Consider the following 18101-nt stretch of genomic DNA (forward strand, 5'->3'; position numbering starts at 1 on the left):
TATGAACATGTATCAGGCTCTTTCTATCAATTTAATTAAAGACATTCTCACTTAAAGTGAATACATAGTCATCAACGAATTATTCTTCGTCTTTATTTTCTTCGTCTTCTTTGTCTTCTTTGTCTTCACCAGCTACTTCAGGTTCTTCAGTTGCTGATTCACCTTCCATTGCTTCGATTTCTTCTTCAGAAGGTTCATCAGTTGGAGGAACTACTGTAACAACAGATTCTTCTGGATCGTTTTCAATTGTGAAATCACCAGATACTTTAATATCCCCAACTGAATAGCTATCATTTATTTGTAAATCAGTGATATCTACTTCAATTGATTCTGGGATATTTTCTGGAGTTGCTGTAACTTGTAAATCAAATAATGGTTGTTCAACTACGCCGCCTTCTTTAGCGCCAACTGCTTCACCAACTAATTGAACTGGTACTTCAACAGTACGTTCTTCAGTCATGTTAATAGCTAAGAAGTCGATATGAGTAATTTGGTTTTTAAGTGGATCAAATTGATAATCTGATACCATAACTTTAATTGTTTTAGAACCCACGCCTAAATCAATAACACCGTTACGTCCAACTTCACGGATGACTTTGATGAATTCAACTTCATCTACTTTAACTGAAGTGTTTTTAGTACCATAACCATAAACAACAGCAGGTACTTTACCTGTATTACGTAATTTTTTAAGGTCAGAACGAGTTTGTTTACCTTGACGAATGATTGACTTTAATGAAGCCATTCGTATTTCCACCTTTCATTTTCAAGTTGAAACAATAATAATATATTGTCTTAACTTCTCCTCACTTGCCCATCAATTTAAATATTGCTTGCAAGTGTTTATTTATTCGTTAAATCACGAACGAATAAATTATACATGTTTAAAAATAATAAGTCAAACTCATTTGTAAATTTTAGTCAAATAATACACTTACTGACTCACGTTCATATACACGAACAATAGCTTGTGCTATTAAACCAGCTACAGATAATTCTTTGATGTTTGATGGTTTTTGACTATCGTCAAGTAAGATTGAATTTGTAACAATAAGTTCTTTAATCGCTGAATTTTCAATACGTTCTTTTGCAGGACCTGAGAGTACAGGATGTGTACAACAAGCATATACATCTTTCGCACCTTTATCTTTTAATGCTTGAGCAGCTAAAGTAATTGTTCCTGCCGTATCAATAATGTCATCGATAATAATAGCTGTACGTCCTTCAATTTCACCAACGATATTCATCACTTCTGCCACGTTTGGTTTAGGACGACGTTTATCAATAATAGCAATCGGAGTTTTTAAAATGTCTGCTAATTTACGTGCGCGTGTTACCCCGCCATGATCCGGAGATACAACAACACATTCTTCTGGGTTGATGTTAGGATCATTTTCAAAATATTGTCCAATAATCGGTACGCCCATTAGGTGATCGATTGGAATATCGAAGAAACCTTGAATTTGTGGTGCATGTAAATCTAAAGCAATCATACGATTTGCACCAGCAGTTTCAATTAAATTTGCTACTAATTTTGCAGTAATTGGTTCACGACTACGCGCTTTTCTATCTTGGCGCGCATAACCATAATAAGGAACAACAATATTGATATTTGCTGCAGAGGCACGTTTACATGCGTCAATCATAATTAATAATTCCATTAAATGTAAGTTAACTGGATAAGAAGTCGGTTGAATGATAAATACATCACATCCACGAATACTTTCTTCAATATTAATTTGAATTTCACCGTCACTGAAGCGTTTAACAGAACATTTCCCTAATTCGATTCCTACACGATCAGCAACCTCTTGTGCTAATGGTTCATTTCCCTTTAAAGAAAAAATCTTTAAAGACGAATTTTTGTACTCATTATTTAACATTTATAGTCCTCCAATTTTTTACTTAGACAATACTATTATATAAAAATTCTAGCATTTTTACTATATTCCACTAAAAACTGACCAATAATATGTTTATTACGTATCACTCAACTTGGCATGATAGTAATACATTCAAAATTTTATATTTATATATTCATTTATTCCCTTTAACAGAAAAATGACACAGTCTTTTTGTATCTTATATTAATCTTTATTTTTTATTGTAACCTTCTTTGGTTACTTGACGTGCGCGTGCTAATGCTAAGCTTTCTTTAGGTATGTCATCTGTAATCGTCGATCCTGCTGCAATTAAAGCGCCATCTCCTACTGTTACAGGGGCAATCAAATTCGTGTTACAACCAATGAAAGCGTCTTTTCCAATGATTGTTTTAAATTTATTTACTCCATCATAATTAACAGTGATTGAACCACAACCAATATTTGTACGTTCACCAACTTCTGCATCGCCAATATAACTTAAGTGTGATACTTTTGCACCATCTTTTAATTCTGCTTTCTTAACTTCTACAAAGTTACCCACTTTAACTTCAGCACCTAGATTTGAACCAGGTCTTAATTGAGCAAATGGACCAACTTTGGTCTTATTTCCTACACTAGAATCATTGATGACTGATTGTATAATATGAACTTTATTGCCAATACGACTGTTGTTAATTTCTGAATATTGACCAACGTGTGTATCTTCACCAATGAATGTTTTTCCATTGATACGTACGCCTGGCTCAATAACAGTATCCATACCTATCTCTACATCTGGACCTATAAATGTAGTGATTGGATCAATGATTGTAACACCATTTCTCATATGATGATGATTAATACGATGTTGCAACGCTTTTTCAGCATGACTTAACATGATTCGATCATTTACACCCATAATTTCATCAAAGTCATCAGTATGATACACTTCTGCTTTTCCATTATCTTCTAAAATTAAAGTAACGACGTCAGGTAAATAATATTCACCCTGTGCATTATCATTTTTAACTTGTTTAAGTTTTTCGAATAACGTTTTATTATCAAATGCAAATATACCTGAGCTGATTTCATTGATGTCTTTTTGAGCATTTGTTGCATCTTTTTCTTCTACAATGCGATTAAGGTGATGATTTTGATCACGTACGATTCGCCCATACCCGAAAGGCGTCTGAGCTGTAGCCGATAAAACAGTAACTTGTGCTTGTGTTTCTTCATGGTGTGCAATTAAACGTTGTAAAGTTTCTGAAGTAATAAGTGGTGTATCTCCACATACTACTAATGTTGTACCTTCTTGAGTATGTAAATGTTCTTCTGCCATTTTAACTGCATGTGCAGTTCCTAATTGTTCATTTTGATAACTATATAATGACTGATTACCTAATGTCTCTTTTACTTGTTCTGCCCCGTGACCTACGATAGTGACGATTTGATTTACGCCCGCTTTTTTAACATTTGTCAGTACATGTTCAACCATTGGTTTACCAGCAACCTCATGTAACACTTTATATTTCTTTGATTTCATTCGTGTTCCTTTTCCAGCTGCTAATATGATTGCATTTCTTTGCATGAATAATAATCCTCCAATAAAATTTGCACTTCACAAGTAATTATAATTTAACTCAACTTATAGTTTCAAGATTTAACAAATTTTGTAAACAGAGTTTAATTATTTGCATCATACATTTAATTTTCAAAAAATATCGATAAAACAATAAAAATGGGCACGAAACAAAATTCAAGTTTGAATTTAGAGTTTCGTCCCCACGTCATTTAGCTTACATAATTAATAAAATAACCATTATCAAAAATATGATTTGATTTTTGTTATTTTAAGCTTCGTCTGATTCTTCTGTTACGTCTGATGAAGCATTTTTATCTGGAATCACTTCGTCAGTTTCATCATATACTTTCATCACAGCATCCTGTATTTCTTGTCTCATTTCTGAATTGATTGGATGTGCGATATCGCGGAATTCACCATCTGGTGTACGTTTGCTTGGCATAGCAACGAAAAGACCTGAGTTGCCTTCGATTACGCGTAAATCATGAATTACGAAAGCTTCGTCTAATGTGATAGAAACGAGTGCTTTCATTCTGCCATCTGTTTGTATTTTTCTAAGTCTTACATCTGTCACTTTCATGCAGTGAGCCCCCCTAGTATATATATCTTTGTGTGGTTAGAAGCATGACAATGTGTTAATTAAGTAAATTATATTCCTTTAACTTTACCTACTAATTCAATTTCAACTTTAACGTCTTTTGGTAGGCGAGACACTTCTACGCAACTTCGCGCAGGTTGATGCTCATTAAAGTAGCTACCATAAACTTCATTAATTTGTTGAAATTCATTCATATCAGAAATAAAAATAGTTGCTTTTACAACAGAGTTTAAATCAGAACCTGCTTCTTCAAGTACAACAGATAAATTTTCTAATACTTGTTTTGTTTGTTCTTTGACATCGCTACTTACGATGTTTCCTTCAGTATCTAATGGAATTTGTCCTGATGTGAATACTAAATTATTCACGACCATTGCATGAGAATATGGTCCTAACGCTTCAGGTGCTTTATTAGTATTAATTGTTTTCATGGTGTATAACTCCTTTTAAGAAAATTTAGACAAGATATTACCAGGTTCAACTTTAAATTCTTGATTATATTCGTCAACATCTGATAATTTGACTAAAGAAGTATAATCCTCAATCAATCTTTGTTTTACTTCTTTTGATTCTACTAGTACAGATACCCCTTTCACCTCTGCTTTAAACTCATTCATAAGATTCATTACACCATTTATTGAACCGCCTGCTCTCATAAAGTCATCTACAACTAACACATTTGAGTTTTCGGCTAATGTGCGTTTCGATAAGACCATCGTTTCAATTTTTCTTGATGAGCCTGAAACATAGTTAATGGAGACCGTAGAACCTTCAGTAACTTTATTGTCTTTTCTAATAACTACTACAGGTAAATTTAATACGTTTGCTACTGCATTGGCAAGTGATATCCCTTTCGTTGCGATAGTTACTACTGCATCTAGTTTCTCATCCATGTAAATACTAGCAATGAGTTTCCCTACTTTATTAAGTAATGATGGGTTACCAACTAAGTCCGATAAAAATAAATATCCACCTGGTAATAAGCGCTCTTTTTCTTGTAGCATCGTAATGATTTCTTCTATAATTTCGATTGCTTCTTCTTTGCTCATCATCGGCTTATAGGTTACACCGCCGCTTGCGCCAGCTGTTGTAATTACAGTTCCCAATTTTTCTTTTTGGAACGTATTTTTGATGATTTGAACGTCTTCACTAATCGATGACTTCGCTTGTTTAAATTTTTTCACAAAAAAAGTTAATGGAATTAACTGATTTGGATGGTTCATTAAATATTGTGTCATAAAGACAATACGTTCACTTCTTTTATACCTCATAAGTTCCAGCCTTTCTATCCTAATAATCTTACTAAATACACTTCGTTACAACAGCCATTTACAGCATTATATACTTTCTTTGCTTGGCTCTCCTTTTGAGCGAATGCATATACAGTAGGTCCACTCCCACTCATTAGTGCTCCATCAGCACCACAACGCAACATATTATTTTTAATTTTTTTAATTTCTGGATACATAGACATAGAAACGGTTTCTAAACGATTAGATAAACTCTTACACAATTTCATATAATCTCCCTGTCTAATCGCTTCTTCACACATTTCTGTATGTACATCATAATCCTCTTTTAAATTAAGTTCTTTAAAAATATCTGGAGAAGATATTCCAAGATTAGGTTTTGCTAATACCACCCATGCAGAAGGAGGTTTGTCTAGAAATTTAATTTTTTCGCCTCTCCCTTTACATATAGCAGTTTTATTATAGATGCAAAATGGAACATCTGTCCCAATTTGAAGGCCTAATTGGCTTAGTGTTTCTAAAGATGCGCCTAATTCATATAAACGATTAATTCCTCGCATCGTAGCAGCAGCATCAGCTGATCCCCCAGCTAATCCAGCAGAAACCGGAATATCTTTATCAATCGAAATCGTGACGCCTTGTTTAAGTTGATATGTTTCCATCATCAGTTTAGCTGCTTGGTAGGCGAGATTTTTATGATCATTAGTAACATAGTTATGTTCTATATCTACAACAATTTTATTATCATTTCTTTTCTGAAAAGACAATCTATCATTCAGATCTACTGTTGTCATTATCATAGCAATTTCATGGTAACCATCATTTCTTTTGAAAAGTGTATCGAGCGTCAAATTAATTTTGGCTGGTGCCGTTTCATATATCATTTTTCCGCCCTCTCTTCATCAATAGTATTAAAATGATTTTAACATAAAGACTTAAAATATTTGATAGTTACATTATAAATTATAATTAAAAGTTAATAAATTAGGAGATAAATGATCTTAATTTCAACTGCAAATCTTGATTTATTTAAATTATTATTTTATTAAAAGAGATTAAGAATTAAAAAGAGTGTTGAACTTAAACAGCCCAACACCCAATATGTTTTTAATGATAGAGTTTGTAGTACACTAAACAACTCTATATTTATATGTTCGAATTTAGTGTGCAACTACTTCTTGATGATTATCCTCTTCAAATGAAACTTGTACATTCTCTGTAAGAACATCCGTATATGTATACGACACTCTTTCAAAATTATGCTTATCTTGATCTAATTCAACAATAAATACTGAAGGATATGTCTCTTTTAACACTCCACAACGTTCGATTGTTTTTTTTCGACCACCGTTGGCTTTAAGTACAATACGATTTCCTAAATGACAATCAATAGAATTTTTGATGTCCAAAATTGATTTTGGCATATTGCTCCACCTCGCTACAGGTTACATAATATCACATTTTGAAGTAATATGTCAAATAAAATTTAAATTTTATCAAGGTAGCGACACTTTGTCAACAATTTAATTTTCTAATTCTGGGAAATTTTTCTTTTCTTCATACAATCGTGCAAAATCTTGTATAGAAAGGGTTTCTCCACGACGTTTAGGATCAATATTTGCGTTTTCTAACCATTGATGAATTTGTGATTTATATTTTTTACCATCTTTAAAGAAATTCTGATAGTTATTATTAATCGTTTTACGTCTTTGAGCAAAAGCAGCTTTTGCAAGTTTAAAGAAAGCTTGTTCATCGTCTACTGAAACAAGAGGTTCCTCTCTTTGCATCAATTTTACAACAATCGAGTCAACATTTGGTGGCGGCATAAACACTGATTTAGGGACAGTGAGTACTTTACTCGTTTCTGTGTAATATTGAGTCACAATAGATAAAGAACCATATGCTTTTGTACCTACTTCTGCATTTAAACGCTCTCCAACTTCTTTTTGCATCATCACTACATAACCATCAATGGGAATATCTTGTTGCATTAAATTAAGTAAAATCGGAGTCGTAATATAGTAAGGTAAATTCGCTACTACCATAATTTTATCGCAATCATTTAAATACGTGTTCACAGATGCAGCTATATCAGCTTTTAATATATCTTCATTTATAATTGTTACATTGTCGTAGGGATGAAGTGTTTCTTTTAAAACTGGAATTAGACGTTGATCGATTTCAAATGACAACACTTTTTTAGCACTTTTAGCGAGTTGTTCTGTTAATGAGCCCATACCAGGGCCCACTTCAATTACACCTGTCGACTTATCAATATGACTTGCATCAATAATTTTATGAATAATATTAACATCTACTAAGAAATTTTGACCTAAGCTTTTCTTAAAATTAAAGTCAAATTGATTTAATAGTTCTTTTGTTCTAGAAGGTGTAGCTATATCTTTTCTATCCATCTTTAATTATTCTCCTTATCCATTGATAATGCACGTCGTACGTCTTCTTCAGTATAACCAAAAGCATTTAATTTTTTTAGTAATTGTTTGCCATTAGAATGTCCAATATGCAATTTACGTCCAAGTATCTCTCTCTTACGTCTCGCATCTTTACCAATAATTAAACCTAAATCAATTAATACACTTTTATCTATCGACTCCTCTCCTTCTTCAAAAGGAGAACTCACATGCATTAAGGCTTTCTTTATATCTTCAGGATGTGTATGTTCTATCCCAATTTTTCCACGCTTATTTTTCGCTTTTTCACGATCGACATAGGCATGTTTAACTCCTGGTACGTGTTCAGTAATAATATTTCTAATTCTATCACCTGGAAAGTCAGGATCAGTTAATACAATCACGCCTCTTGTTTCTTGAGCATTCTGAATCACTGCTAACGTTTCTCTATTAATGGCACTTCCATTTGTTTCAATCGTATCACATTCCACAGCTGTTTTAACTCGTTCTGTGTCATCTCTGCCTTCGACAACGATAAATTCATTTATTCTCATATTCATTTACCATTACCTTTCACTTAATCTCATTTCTATTATAACGGTTATACTATAAAAAATGAGAAAGATGCACATATTATCGTCATTCACTATTAGATAGCATTACGATAGATGATGTTTTACATCTTTCTCATACTGAGGATTATTAATTTAAGTTAAATAATCTTTCTGCATTTTCTGTAGTTTGACGACATACCTCTTCGTATGTCATATCACGTAAATCTGCAATTTGTTGTGCAACAAGCGTGACACGTTCAGGTTCATTACGTTTTCCTCTATAAGGATGTGGAGATAAATAAGGTGCATCTGTTTCAACTAATAAGCGATCCATTGGAACATGTTTAGCGACCTCTTTAGGTTGTTTTGCATTTTTGAATGTGACTGGTCCGCCTAATGACACATAGAAATTAAGTTTATTAATAATGACATCTGCAATTTCAGGTGATGCACTAAAACTATGCATAATGCCTCCAACTTCTTCTGCATGTTCTTCCATTAAAATATCTACACAATCTTGAGTTGCTTCACGATTATGAATGACAATAGGTAACTTAACGCGTTTAGCTAAAGCAATTTGCTTTCTAAACACTTCTTTTTGAACATCAGCTGGAGATTTATCCCAATGATAATCTAATCCCATTTCTCCAATACCGATAATTTTAGGATGCTGAGCTAATGATTCAATCCATTCTAAACGTTCTTCAGTAAAATCTATTGCATCTACAGGATGCCAACCGATAATACCATAAATAAAGTCATATTCATCAATCAGTTCCATAGTACGTTCAATTGTCTTAGTATCAAATCCCACGACAAACATACGGTCAACGCCTGCTTCTCTTGCACGAGATATCACTTCACTTAAATCTTCATCATATTGTTCGTCATTTAAATGAACATGTGTATCTATTAACATTTTATCTCTCCTAACGGCTATATTTATTTTATAATTGCACCATTTGGAATTGCACTCGGTAAGCTTACTAACGTTAATACTTTATCTTTTTCAGCTGATAATATCATACCTTCAGATTTGTGCCCCATTAATTTTGCTGGCTTTAGGTTAGTTACAACAGCCACTTTTTTGCCAATAATATCTTCTGAACGATAGAATTTCGCAATACCTGAAACAATCTGACGTTGTTCTGCTCCTAAATCAACTTGTATTTTTAATAATTTATCTGATTTCGGTACATTTTCTGCATCAATAACAGTTGCAGCTTTAATTTCAACTTTATCAAAATCTTTAATATCAATTTGCGATTTACTTGGTACTTCTTCTTTATCATCTTCATTAGATTTAGGTGGTTGCATTGATTCTTTAATAAATGCAATTTCATCCTCTGAATCTAATCTTGGGAAGATTGGAGAAGGTTTTTCAGTAACCATAATTGGTTCTTGTAATGCACCATAATGCTCTAAACTTGATAATTCGTATAAATCTGAATTATTAATATTCAATTGTTTGAAAATTTCTTTAGGCGCATGTGTTAAGAATGGGCGCAATAATACAGTCGCAAAACGAATATTTTCAACTAAGTGTGCCATTACATTTCCTAACATATCTTTTTGACTTTCATCTTTAGCTAAAACCCATGGAGTGGTTTCATCGATATATTTATTTGTTCGACTTATTAACTTCCAAACTGTAGATAATGCTACTGAGAATTGGAAACTTTCCATATTGTCATGAAAGTTCTTCACAGTTTCAAGTGCTAATGCTTCCATATCTTCATCCAATTCATGTTTTGGTCCTTGATATGCAGGGAGCTCTCCTTGGAAATATTTATTAATCATAGAAATCGTACGGTTAACTAAGTTACCTAAATCATTTGCTAAGTCGAAATTAGTACGTTCAACAAATGCCTCCGGAGTAAATACGCCGTCAGATCCGAATGGTAATTCACGCATTAAGTAATAGCGTGTAGCATCTAAACCATAACGATCAATGAGAACATTAGGATCTACTACATTACCTTTAGATTTACTCATTTTTCCATCTTTCATTAAAATCCATCCGTGCGCGAATACTTTTTTCGGTAAAGGTAAATCAAGAGCCATAAGTAAGATAGGCCAAATAATAGAATGGAAACGAACAATTTCTTTTGCCATTAAATGTACATCTGCTGGCCAATATTTTTGGAATAATGAATCATCATCTGATAAATATCCAAGAGAAGAAATATAGTTTACTAAAGCATCAATCCATACATAAACTACATGTTTAGGGTTAGATGGAACTCTTACCCCCCAATCAAATGACGTACGTGAAACTGCTAAGTCTTCTAATCCTGGTTTAATAAAGTTATTAATCATTTCATTTTTTCTAGATGGAGGTTGAATAAAATCAGGATTAGCATCGTAAAATTCTAATAAACGATCTGTATATTTATTAATATTAAAGAAATAACTTTCTTCTTTAACTAATTCAACTTCATGTCCAGAATCTGGACTTTTACCACCTGCGATTTTACCATTTTCGTAAACAGGGTCTACAAGTTGAGATTCAGTATAATACGTTTCATCAGGGACAGAATACCATCCCTCATATTCACCAAGATAAATATCACCTTGTTTTAATAAACGTTCAAATACTTTTTCTACCACTTGTTTATGACGTTCTTCTGTAGTTCTAATAAAATCATCATTTGAGATTTCCAATTTAGCCCATAAACGTTTGATTCCAGCAATCATTTCATCTAAATACTCTAATTCTGTTTTTCCTGCTTTTTGCGCTTTTTCTTGGATTTTTTGACCATGTTCGTCTGTACCTGTAAGATAACGAACATCATATCCTTGCATACGTTTATATCGTGCAATTACATCACCAGCAACTGTAGAATATGCGTGACCGATATGCAGATTACCACTAGGATAATAAATAGGGGTTGTAATATAAAATGTTTCTTTCGCCATCAGTAGTCCTCCCTTTCGTTCATGTCTTAATGACTAGTTCACTTTAAATTTTATCTAAATTTTTAATTATTTTCTAATGAATATTTAATATAACGTTTGTGACGACACATCATCATAAAACATCTATCTTATTCATTATAACCCATATAGAATATACATTGTCGTATCTTATTAACATTACCATAAATTAATATTTTATGGTATTTTTCTATCACTATGATACAAGTTTTTATTAATTTTACGATTTAATATTATGATAAATATCATAAATCTCACTTGTTTTCATCTGTCGTTCTTCTGCGACTACTTTTATCGCTTTCTTAGGTTTTAAATTTTGAGTCTCAATATAATGATTAACATGATCTATAATCGTTACATCTTCAAACCATTGCTTTGTTTCTTGAGCTTTGGCCCCCTCAATTAAAATCACAAATTCTCCCTTTTGTGGAATCTCTTGATTTTCAATTGCTTCTAATAATTGTGATACTTCAAACATAACCACTTGTTCAAATTTTTTAGTAAGTTCACGACCTACTGCTACACGTCTTTTTGCATCTACTTTAATAATCGCTTTTAGTGTATCAATCACTCTAAATGGAGACTCATAAATGATTAAAGTACTATCTTGATACATTCGTTGAGATAAAATATTCACTTTTTCTTTTTCTTTTCGTGGCAAGAAGCCTAAAAAAGTATATGTAAATGAAGGTAAACCACTTGCCATTAGTGCAGTTAATCCTGCATTAGGTCCTGGAATGGTTTCTACAGCAATGTTATGTTTATGTGCTTCAACAACAAGTTCATATCCTGGATCGCTAATTAACGGCAACCCTGCATCTGATACAAGCGCAATATTATTTTCTTCTTTAAGTAATTGAATTAAATAATCTGTCTGTTGCTCTTTATTATGTTCATGATATGATTTTAATGGAGTAGTAATATCATAGTGGTTACATAACTTTTTAGTTACTCTCGTATCTTCACACGCAATGATATCTACCTGTTTTAACGTTTCGATTGCTCGAAATGTAATGTCACTTAAATTACCTATCGGTGTCCCTACTAAGTATAAAGTTGCCATATTATCCCTCCTCAATCAATTTTAGTTTTCTTTGTCTTGTAAATGTCTTAATTTCATATTCTCTACGTAAAGCTTCTGATTTTGTCTCGTACATTTCTTGATATACTAACACTACCGGACGTCTTATTTTTGTATATTTAGCACCTTTCCCAGCATTGTGTTTATTTATACGTGCCTCAATATTATTCGTATACCCTGTATATAAACTGTTATCACTGCAACGTACGATATATACAAAGTGACTACCCATAATAAACCTCTTTCATTTGCTCACTATATTCGCCATTTTCATTGTAAATATAAAATGGTGGTGCAATCTCTAGACCTTGATTACCATTTTTTCTTCCTTCAACAACAATAGTGACTGCTGATTTACCATGCTTACTATAAATAAATACAATACGTTTAGGTTCGATATTAGCTTGTCTCATTTCAGTTAATACATCCATAAGTCGTTCAGCACGATGAACCATAACTAGACGTCCACCCTGTTTTAATAAATGCCGTGCTGCAAACATGCAATCTTCTAAACTACACATAATTTCATGTCGTGCTATTTTATGTGCTTCTTTTTGGTGTTGATGAAGTTGATTACGTTTAAAGTAAGGCGGGTTACAGGTTATTAATGTAAACTGAGAGGGTTTAAACGTTTGATACACATCTTTTAAATCCATATTATGCATAGATAAACGCTCTTCTAATCGATTATATTTAAAGCTTCGTTGAGCCATGTCTGCCAACTGTTCTTGAATTTCAATACTTTCTATTTTTTGATGACTTTTTGCAGATAATAATAAAGCAATAACACCATTTCCGGCACACAAGTCTAGAATGCTATCATTTTTTCGTACTTTAGTAAAATGTGCTAATAAAAGTGCATCAGTAGAAAAAGAAAACACCTCATCATTTTGAATGATTTTTAAGTTCTCCTTAATTAAATCATCTAATCTTTCTTGTTCCTTCAACATATATGTTATCTCCTAAAAAAGAGATGTATCACAACACAAAATCTGAAATTTTATTGTGTTGAAATTCATCTCTCCTAAAAATTAAAATTATACCATCCATTTATCATTCTTTGTTATGGATTTAACTATTTAAAACATTCATGCATAATAAACAATCTTCACCATAACGATGTTTACCAAATAATTCGCCATTACAAATATGAAAACCTTCACTATACAAAACAGCTAAATTGTCTTTACTTGGTAAAGGTTTTTTTACATTTTTAATTGCACTTTTAAAGTCATTTTCATTTGATTTTTTATTATGTTGACTTTCACTATTGACTTTTGTTGATTCAACATCTTGTTCACTTTTAGCCATTAGCGCTTTTAAATTATCGTTTTCTACTTGTAACGTTACATTTTCTTCTATCAATTGAATAGCTAAAGATTTAAGTTCAGTCATCTCTTGAGTTAATACATTAACGTTACTTTCTAATTTTACAATTTTTTCGAATAAATCATTGCGATTCAAAAGAAAGACACTCTCCTTAATTAAATGTAGCTAATTCCTCCATTTTATATTCTAAAGGTTGCTCTAAACCATCAATCTTCACTTGCATCGAAATATCTAATATATTTAATCCTACAACTTGTCCAGTACCTTCCGGTGTATGAATTTCATCGCCTACATCTGGTAATTGTGCACGAGCTTCCTCATAATAATCATTTTCATATTTAAGACAACACATTAAACGTCCACATGCACCAGAAATTTTAGTTGGATTTAATGATAAATTTTGATCTTTTGCCATTTTGATAGATACCGGTTGAAAATCTCCTAAAAATGTTGAACAACATAATGAACGTCCACACGGTCCAATTCCACCTAGTAGTTTTGCTTCATCACGAACGCCAATTTGTCTAAGTTCAATACGTGTTCTTAAATTTTGAGCTAATACTTTCACTAACTTTCTAAAATCGATACGATCATCAGCAGTAAAATTAAAAATGACTTTCGATTTATCTAAAGTATACTCACAATTCACTAAGCGCATATCTAAGTCTTGATCTTTCACTAACTGTTTACATAAAATTAGTGCTTGCTCTGCATCTTCTTCATTTTGATTGTATTGTTGTATATCTTCTTCAGTTGCAATACGTAGAATATCTTTTAACGGTAATGTCACATCTTCATCATTTACACATTTTGAAGCTAACTTTACTATACCTATTTCAATGCCTCGTTTAGATTCGACTACAACCCAGTCTTCACTGTCTAATTTTAAATCATTCGGCGCATAATATTCCAATTTACCTGCTTTTTGAAATTGCACACCTACTACATTTGGCATTTAACTCACACCTTTAATTACGATTTGTTCAAATACGAGCATCGGATTCACATTCTGTATCAATTTTTTATGTGCTTCTGTAATTTGATCATACATTAATATCATTTGATTAAGTGTTAATCGTGTTGTGTATTCCTTAATTAGTGGTTTAAGATCAGTAAAAATGAAATTGTTCTCAATTCCGACTTTAGCATGCATCATATCTTCAAAAAAAGCATTGATAACAGACAAAGTAAGAAGTTGTAGTTTTCGATTTTTAGCATTTTTTAACACATCAATAACACCAATCAAGGCCATTGGTTTATTTGTTAATAATAATTCGCACCAATGAACGATTACTTTTCTTAATTCAATTAAATCATACTCTTCATTAAGGTCTTTGGCTACCTCAATTTGTGTCGTATATGAACTTAACATTTCAGCAATAGCCCGATTCATACCATTATCAACAAGTTTATCGATAAAATGCGATTTGTCACTCGGTTTAAAATACATATGTTGACATCTAGAGTGAATCGTATTTAATATTTGTTCTGGTTTAGTAGAAATTAAAATTGCAATAGTATTTTCTGGAGGTTCCTCTAAAAATTTTAAGATACTATTTTCACCTTGAACTGTTAACTTTTCAAAGTCTTCTATGATATAAACTTTATATGTACCTTCAATAGGTAATTGGTTCATTTGGCGTACAAGTTGTTCAATTTGTTCTTTTTTTATAGTAGATTCTTCAGAGGATATATATGTAAAATCAGGATGATTAAAATTACGCAATTTCAACTCACATTGTTCATTTCCATTACAAAGAATAAGTTGTGCAAATTCCATTGCTACATGTTTCATTGATTGTGCATCATCACCTTCAAATAAATAGGCATGTGATAATTTATTCGAATGAAACGCATTAGCTAATTTTTGTAATTCCTCCATATTTGCATACTCCCTATTCATAGTTCATTTTAAAATTATATCATTAAATTTTTCAGTCGCATTTATCATTTAGCAATTAATTATGATGTATATGATAAAGAGCCGATAACATAAAAAATATGTTTCAGGCTCTTTGAAAATTATCTTTTAAAACTTTATTTAATTGTTAAATTAAGCTTAGAATCTGTGGAATTTTTCTACTGGCATTACAAATACTGTAGCGCCTCCAACTTCAACTTCAACAGGATAAGGTATGTAAGAGTCTGCACTACCACCCATTGGCGTCATTGGTGAAACAAGTTGATCTCTATTACCACACGTATTATCAATGACGGTTAACGCTTCATCAACACGTTCATCATCTACACCACATAAGAATGTTGTATTTCCTGCTCTTAAGAAGCCACCAGTTGTTGCTAGTTTAGTAGCTCTAAAATTGTTTTTTACGAGTTGGTCTGAAAGTTCTTGACTATCTTGATCTTGAACGATCGCTATAATCATTTTCATTTTAATACACCTCTACATATTATTATATCATAAGTTTTTTAAGTAACTTAAAATGATCTCATACGTATCACTTACGACACTTTCGATGTTTTGTGTAGCATCAACTACTTTAAAACGCTCAGGATTAGTTTTAATTAATGTTTTATATCCCTCAATTACTTTTTGATGAAAAGTTAGTGTTTCTTTATCTAATCGATTCTGACTTCTTTGATTTTTTAGTATTCGTTCTCTCCCCACTTCAGCATCAATATCAAGATAAATTGTTAAATCTGGATAAAGTCCATTAATTGCAAATTCATTTATTTTTTTAACTTCTTCTATACCTATACCCCGTGCATGCCCTTGATATGCTAAAGAACTGTCAATATATCGATCACATAAAACTACTTTATTATTTTTTAAAGCGGGTATCACTTTTTCAACCAAATGTTCTCTTCTAGATGCTGCAAATAACAATGCTTCTGTACGTATATCAATATTTTCACCATCTAGTAAGATATTACGTATTTCTTCCCCCGTAGATACTCCACCTGGTTCTCTAGTAGAAATAACATTATAATTTTCAGATAACAACTTATTAATCTGATTTAACACTGTAGTTTTCCCAGAACCTTCAGGCCCTTCAAACGTTATAAATGCAGCCATATTATTCATCCTTAACTAATATTTTATCGTTTTTAATACCTTCAACACGTACACTATGTGAAAGATAATATTGCATCAATTTTATCATATTTTTAGTCACTTTTTCTCCTTTCCAAAACACAGGAATTCCAGGAGGATAAGGCACAATATGTTGAGCTAATACTTTATCTTGTGCTTTATTAATATTTATCCAATATGCATGATTAATATACTTTGATACATAAACACTTTTTTCTAGCGGCAATAAAACCGGCTCTAGCTTTTCTTTTGCTTTTTTAGGTAATTTTATAGTTTTTATTCTATGCAGTAATGTTTCGAAAGGATATCTATCATTAAAATGCCACAATGGTAAGACAATGAGTATTTGATAATCATCAGCTAATTCAATATAAATATGATTCTTTTCAAAATAACGTTGTACTTCAAAACCCGTATGCCCATTTGCTCGAACAATAAGCTTTAATGGATCCTCGACTTCAATAACTTCAAAATGCTGTTGTCTTAACGTTTCAATAAATTGTTTTCTTTTTTCGAAAAAGAGACTACTGTCATAAGAATTATAAAATTGATGCGCTAGTTCAATGCTCGACATTACTAAATAAGATGGACTAGAAGTTTGAAAAATACCTAAATATTTAATAACTTCATCTTTCAAAGGTGCATTTTTATGAATAAATAATACTGATCCCATAGTAAGCGTAGGCAAAGTTTTGTGATACGATTGAACAACATAGTCAGCTTCTGATTCTAAAGCTGATTTAGGAAAGTGTTTCAAATTAAAATGGGCACCATGAGCCTCATCAATTAAAACAGGTATATTGTAATCGTGAAATTGTTTAACACACTGATTGATATCAAAGCATTCTCCATAATAATTTGGATAAGTAACGACAGCGAGTTTTTGATGTCGTAACATTTTAGTATCAATCAAAGGCGCTAAATACTGGTAACTTTTATCACTTCTGTACATAGGCAAAATATCTGCAGACTGTTGAGTTAAATCTAAAGCATTAAAAACTGATTTATGTACATTACGGCTAATTAGATAACGACCTTTTATATGAGTAAATGCTTGTATAACTGATAAAATGCCTGAAGTTGTACCATTAACTAAATAATAAGCATCATAATTAGGATGCTTATTCACACGATTCATACTTTCTAAAATAGTATCTTCTGGATGATGTAAATCATCTAGACCCGTGATTTCAGTCATATCCATTTTCAAAGATAATGCATCTAAATAACCGATAGTCATATTTTTATGTCCTGGAACATGTAATGAGATAGCATGATGATGAATTAAATCATCAAGTTTTTGAGTGATAGGTAATTTCAATTAAGTCCTCTCCTCATATATCTTTAAATATCTCCTATTTTAATAGATAATTTAAAAAAATAAAAGAAACGCTACAACTTCTGTTGTTTGATCTCTTCTCAATTCATTAGCTCCAAGCACTTTT

Annotated in this window: 21 protein-coding genes; all 21 read right to left on the reverse strand. The window is 31.9% G+C overall.

Annotated features, from left to right (window positions below):
- Positions 1-79 precede the first annotated feature (79 nt).
- The 21 genes from NR218_RS11040 to NR218_RS11140 all read right to left on the reverse strand — a co-directional run bounded on the left by NR218_RS11040 (position 80) and on the right by NR218_RS11140 (position 17977).
- Positions 80-745, reverse strand: coding sequence for a 50S ribosomal protein L25/general stress protein Ctc (locus NR218_RS11040; protein ID WP_017176420.1), 666 nt, complete (start codon positions 743-745; stop codon positions 80-82).
- Positions 746-917: 172 nt separating this feature from the next.
- On the reverse strand, positions 918-1883 hold the full coding sequence (locus NR218_RS11045; protein WP_002449951.1) for a ribose-phosphate diphosphokinase: 966 nt from the start codon (positions 1881-1883) through the stop codon (positions 918-920).
- A 211-nt stretch (positions 1884-2094) separates the two neighbouring features.
- On the reverse strand, positions 2095-3450 hold the full coding sequence (gene glmU / locus NR218_RS11050; RefSeq protein WP_049413888.1) for a bifunctional UDP-N-acetylglucosamine diphosphorylase/glucosamine-1-phosphate N-acetyltransferase GlmU: 1356 nt from the start codon (positions 3448-3450) through the stop codon (positions 2095-2097).
- Positions 3451-3712: 262 nt separating this feature from the next.
- Positions 3713-4024 carry a septation regulator SpoVG gene (spoVG, locus tag NR218_RS11055; protein ID WP_002449945.1) on the reverse strand — a complete coding sequence of 104 codons (312 nt, stop codon included), beginning with the start codon at positions 4022-4024 and terminating at the stop codon, positions 3713-3715.
- Between the two features lie 68 nt (positions 4025-4092).
- Positions 4093-4473, reverse strand: coding sequence for a RidA family protein (locus NR218_RS11060; protein WP_002449962.1), 381 nt, complete (start codon positions 4471-4473; stop codon positions 4093-4095).
- 15 nt (positions 4474-4488) lie between these two features.
- Positions 4489-5313 (reverse strand): pur operon repressor, encoded by an 825-nt coding sequence (purR, locus tag NR218_RS11065; protein WP_002449943.1) that lies wholly within the window; start codon positions 5311-5313, stop codon positions 4489-4491.
- 14 nt (positions 5314-5327) lie between these two features.
- Positions 5328-6176, reverse strand: coding sequence for a 4-(cytidine 5'-diphospho)-2-C-methyl-D-erythritol kinase (gene ispE / locus NR218_RS11070; protein WP_017176422.1), 849 nt, complete (start codon positions 6174-6176; stop codon positions 5328-5330).
- Positions 6177-6452: 276 nt separating this feature from the next.
- Positions 6453-6716, reverse strand: a complete 264-nt coding sequence (gene veg, locus NR218_RS11075) for a biofilm formation stimulator Veg (RefSeq protein WP_002449940.1) — start codon at positions 6714-6716, stop codon at positions 6453-6455.
- Positions 6717-6815: 99 nt separating this feature from the next.
- On the reverse strand, positions 6816-7706 hold the full coding sequence (gene rsmA, locus NR218_RS11080; protein WP_019835397.1) for a 16S rRNA (adenine(1518)-N(6)/adenine(1519)-N(6))-dimethyltransferase RsmA: 891 nt from the start codon (positions 7704-7706) through the stop codon (positions 6816-6818).
- A gap of 2 nt (positions 7707-7708) precedes the next feature.
- Positions 7709-8257, reverse strand: coding sequence for a ribonuclease M5 (rnmV, locus tag NR218_RS11085; RefSeq protein WP_025987191.1), 549 nt, complete (start codon positions 8255-8257; stop codon positions 7709-7711).
- A 148-nt stretch (positions 8258-8405) separates the two neighbouring features.
- Complete coding sequence (locus tag NR218_RS11090; RefSeq protein ID WP_017176425.1) at positions 8406-9176, reverse strand: TatD family hydrolase; 771 nt, start codon at positions 9174-9176, stop codon at positions 8406-8408.
- Positions 9177-9199: 23 nt separating this feature from the next.
- On the reverse strand, positions 9200-11176 hold the full coding sequence (metG, locus tag NR218_RS11095; protein WP_265848545.1) for a methionine--tRNA ligase: 1977 nt from the start codon (positions 11174-11176) through the stop codon (positions 9200-9202).
- Positions 11177-11414: 238 nt separating this feature from the next.
- Complete coding sequence (gene rsmI, locus NR218_RS11100) at positions 11415-12257, reverse strand: 16S rRNA (cytidine(1402)-2'-O)-methyltransferase (RefSeq protein WP_017176427.1); 843 nt, start codon at positions 12255-12257, stop codon at positions 11415-11417.
- A 1-nt stretch (position 12258) separates the two neighbouring features.
- Complete coding sequence (locus NR218_RS11105; RefSeq protein WP_017176428.1) at positions 12259-12507, reverse strand: GIY-YIG nuclease family protein; 249 nt, start codon at positions 12505-12507, stop codon at positions 12259-12261.
- Entirely contained in the window at positions 12500-13225 is a 726-nt protein-coding gene (locus tag NR218_RS11110) for a tRNA1(Val) (adenine(37)-N6)-methyltransferase (protein WP_019835400.1), read from the reverse strand. Before NR218_RS11110 ends, NR218_RS11105 begins: the two co-directional genes overlap by 8 nt.
- A 121-nt stretch (positions 13226-13346) precedes the next feature.
- The gene (yabA, locus tag NR218_RS11115) at positions 13347-13739 is read right to left on the reverse strand and encodes a DNA replication initiation control protein YabA (RefSeq protein WP_017176430.1); all 393 of its coding nucleotides are present in this window, start codon (positions 13737-13739) and stop codon (positions 13347-13349) included.
- Between the two features lie 16 nt (positions 13740-13755).
- Positions 13756-14559 (reverse strand): PSP1 domain-containing protein, encoded by an 804-nt coding sequence (locus tag NR218_RS11120; protein WP_017176431.1) that lies wholly within the window; start codon positions 14557-14559, stop codon positions 13756-13758.
- Positions 14560-15486, reverse strand: a complete 927-nt coding sequence (locus NR218_RS11125) for a DNA polymerase III subunit delta' C-terminal domain-containing protein (protein ID WP_019835402.1) — start codon at positions 15484-15486, stop codon at positions 14560-14562.
- A 177-nt stretch (positions 15487-15663) separates the two neighbouring features.
- The gene (locus NR218_RS11130) at positions 15664-15993 is read right to left on the reverse strand and encodes a cyclic-di-AMP receptor (protein WP_002455851.1); all 330 of its coding nucleotides are present in this window, start codon (positions 15991-15993) and stop codon (positions 15664-15666) included.
- Between the two features lie 27 nt (positions 15994-16020).
- Positions 16021-16638 carry a dTMP kinase gene (gene tmk, locus NR218_RS11135; RefSeq protein ID WP_017176433.1) on the reverse strand — a complete coding sequence of 206 codons (618 nt, stop codon included), beginning with the start codon at positions 16636-16638 and terminating at the stop codon, positions 16021-16023.
- A 1-nt stretch (position 16639) separates the two neighbouring features.
- Complete coding sequence (locus NR218_RS11140) at positions 16640-17977, reverse strand: aminotransferase class V-fold PLP-dependent enzyme (protein ID WP_017176434.1); 1338 nt, start codon at positions 17975-17977, stop codon at positions 16640-16642.
- Positions 17978-18101: the final 124 nt, after the last annotated feature.

This window comes from Staphylococcus sp. SUC_1.2, from assembly GCF_026222585.1.

Excerpts from the sequence above, each read along its gene's own strand:
- NR218_RS11040 (WP_017176420.1), bottom strand. The coding sequence starts at position 745 with ATGGCTTCATTAAAGTCAATCATTCGTCAAGGTAAACAAACTCGTTCT.
- NR218_RS11045 (WP_002449951.1), bottom strand. The coding sequence starts at position 1,883 with ATGTTAAATAATGAGTACAAAAATTCGTCTTTAAAGATTTTTTCTTTA.
- glmU (WP_049413888.1), bottom strand. The coding sequence starts at position 3,450 with ATGCAAAGAAATGCAATCATATTAGCAGCTGGAAAAGGAACACGAATG.
- spoVG (WP_002449945.1), bottom strand. The coding sequence starts at position 4,024 with ATGAAAGTGACAGATGTAAGACTTAGAAAAATACAAACAGATGGCAGA.
- NR218_RS11060 (WP_002449962.1), bottom strand. The coding sequence starts at position 4,473 with ATGAAAACAATTAATACTAATAAAGCACCTGAAGCGTTAGGACCATAT.
- purR (WP_002449943.1), bottom strand. The coding sequence starts at position 5,313 with ATGAGGTATAAAAGAAGTGAACGTATTGTCTTTATGACACAATATTTA.
- ispE (WP_017176422.1), bottom strand. The coding sequence starts at position 6,176 with ATGATATATGAAACGGCACCAGCCAAAATTAATTTGACGCTCGATACA.
- veg (WP_002449940.1), bottom strand. The coding sequence starts at position 6,716 with ATGCCAAAATCAATTTTGGACATCAAAAATTCTATTGATTGTCATTTA.
- rsmA (WP_019835397.1), bottom strand. The coding sequence starts at position 7,706 with ATGGATAGAAAAGATATAGCTACACCTTCTAGAACAAAAGAACTATTA.
- rnmV (WP_025987191.1), bottom strand. The coding sequence starts at position 8,257 with ATGAGAATAAATGAATTTATCGTTGTCGAAGGCAGAGATGACACAGAA.
- NR218_RS11090 (WP_017176425.1), bottom strand. The coding sequence starts at position 9,176 with ATGTTAATAGATACACATGTTCATTTAAATGACGAACAATATGATGAA.
- metG (WP_265848545.1), bottom strand. The coding sequence starts at position 11,176 with ATGGCGAAAGAAACATTTTATATTACAACCCCTATTTATTATCCTAGT.
- rsmI (WP_017176427.1), bottom strand. The coding sequence starts at position 12,257 with ATGGCAACTTTATACTTAGTAGGGACACCGATAGGTAATTTAAGTGAC.
- NR218_RS11105 (WP_017176428.1), bottom strand. The coding sequence starts at position 12,507 with ATGGGTAGTCACTTTGTATATATCGTACGTTGCAGTGATAACAGTTTA.
- NR218_RS11110 (WP_019835400.1), bottom strand. The coding sequence starts at position 13,225 with ATGTTGAAGGAACAAGAAAGATTAGATGATTTAATTAAGGAGAACTTA.
- NR218_RS11120 (WP_017176431.1), bottom strand. The coding sequence starts at position 14,559 with ATGCCAAATGTAGTAGGTGTGCAATTTCAAAAAGCAGGTAAATTGGAA.
- NR218_RS11125 (WP_019835402.1), bottom strand. The coding sequence starts at position 15,486 with ATGGAGGAATTACAAAAATTAGCTAATGCGTTTCATTCGAATAAATTA.
- NR218_RS11130 (WP_002455851.1), bottom strand. The coding sequence starts at position 15,993 with ATGAAAATGATTATAGCGATCGTTCAAGATCAAGATAGTCAAGAACTT.
- tmk (WP_017176433.1), bottom strand. The coding sequence starts at position 16,638 with ATGGCTGCATTTATAACGTTTGAAGGGCCTGAAGGTTCTGGGAAAACT.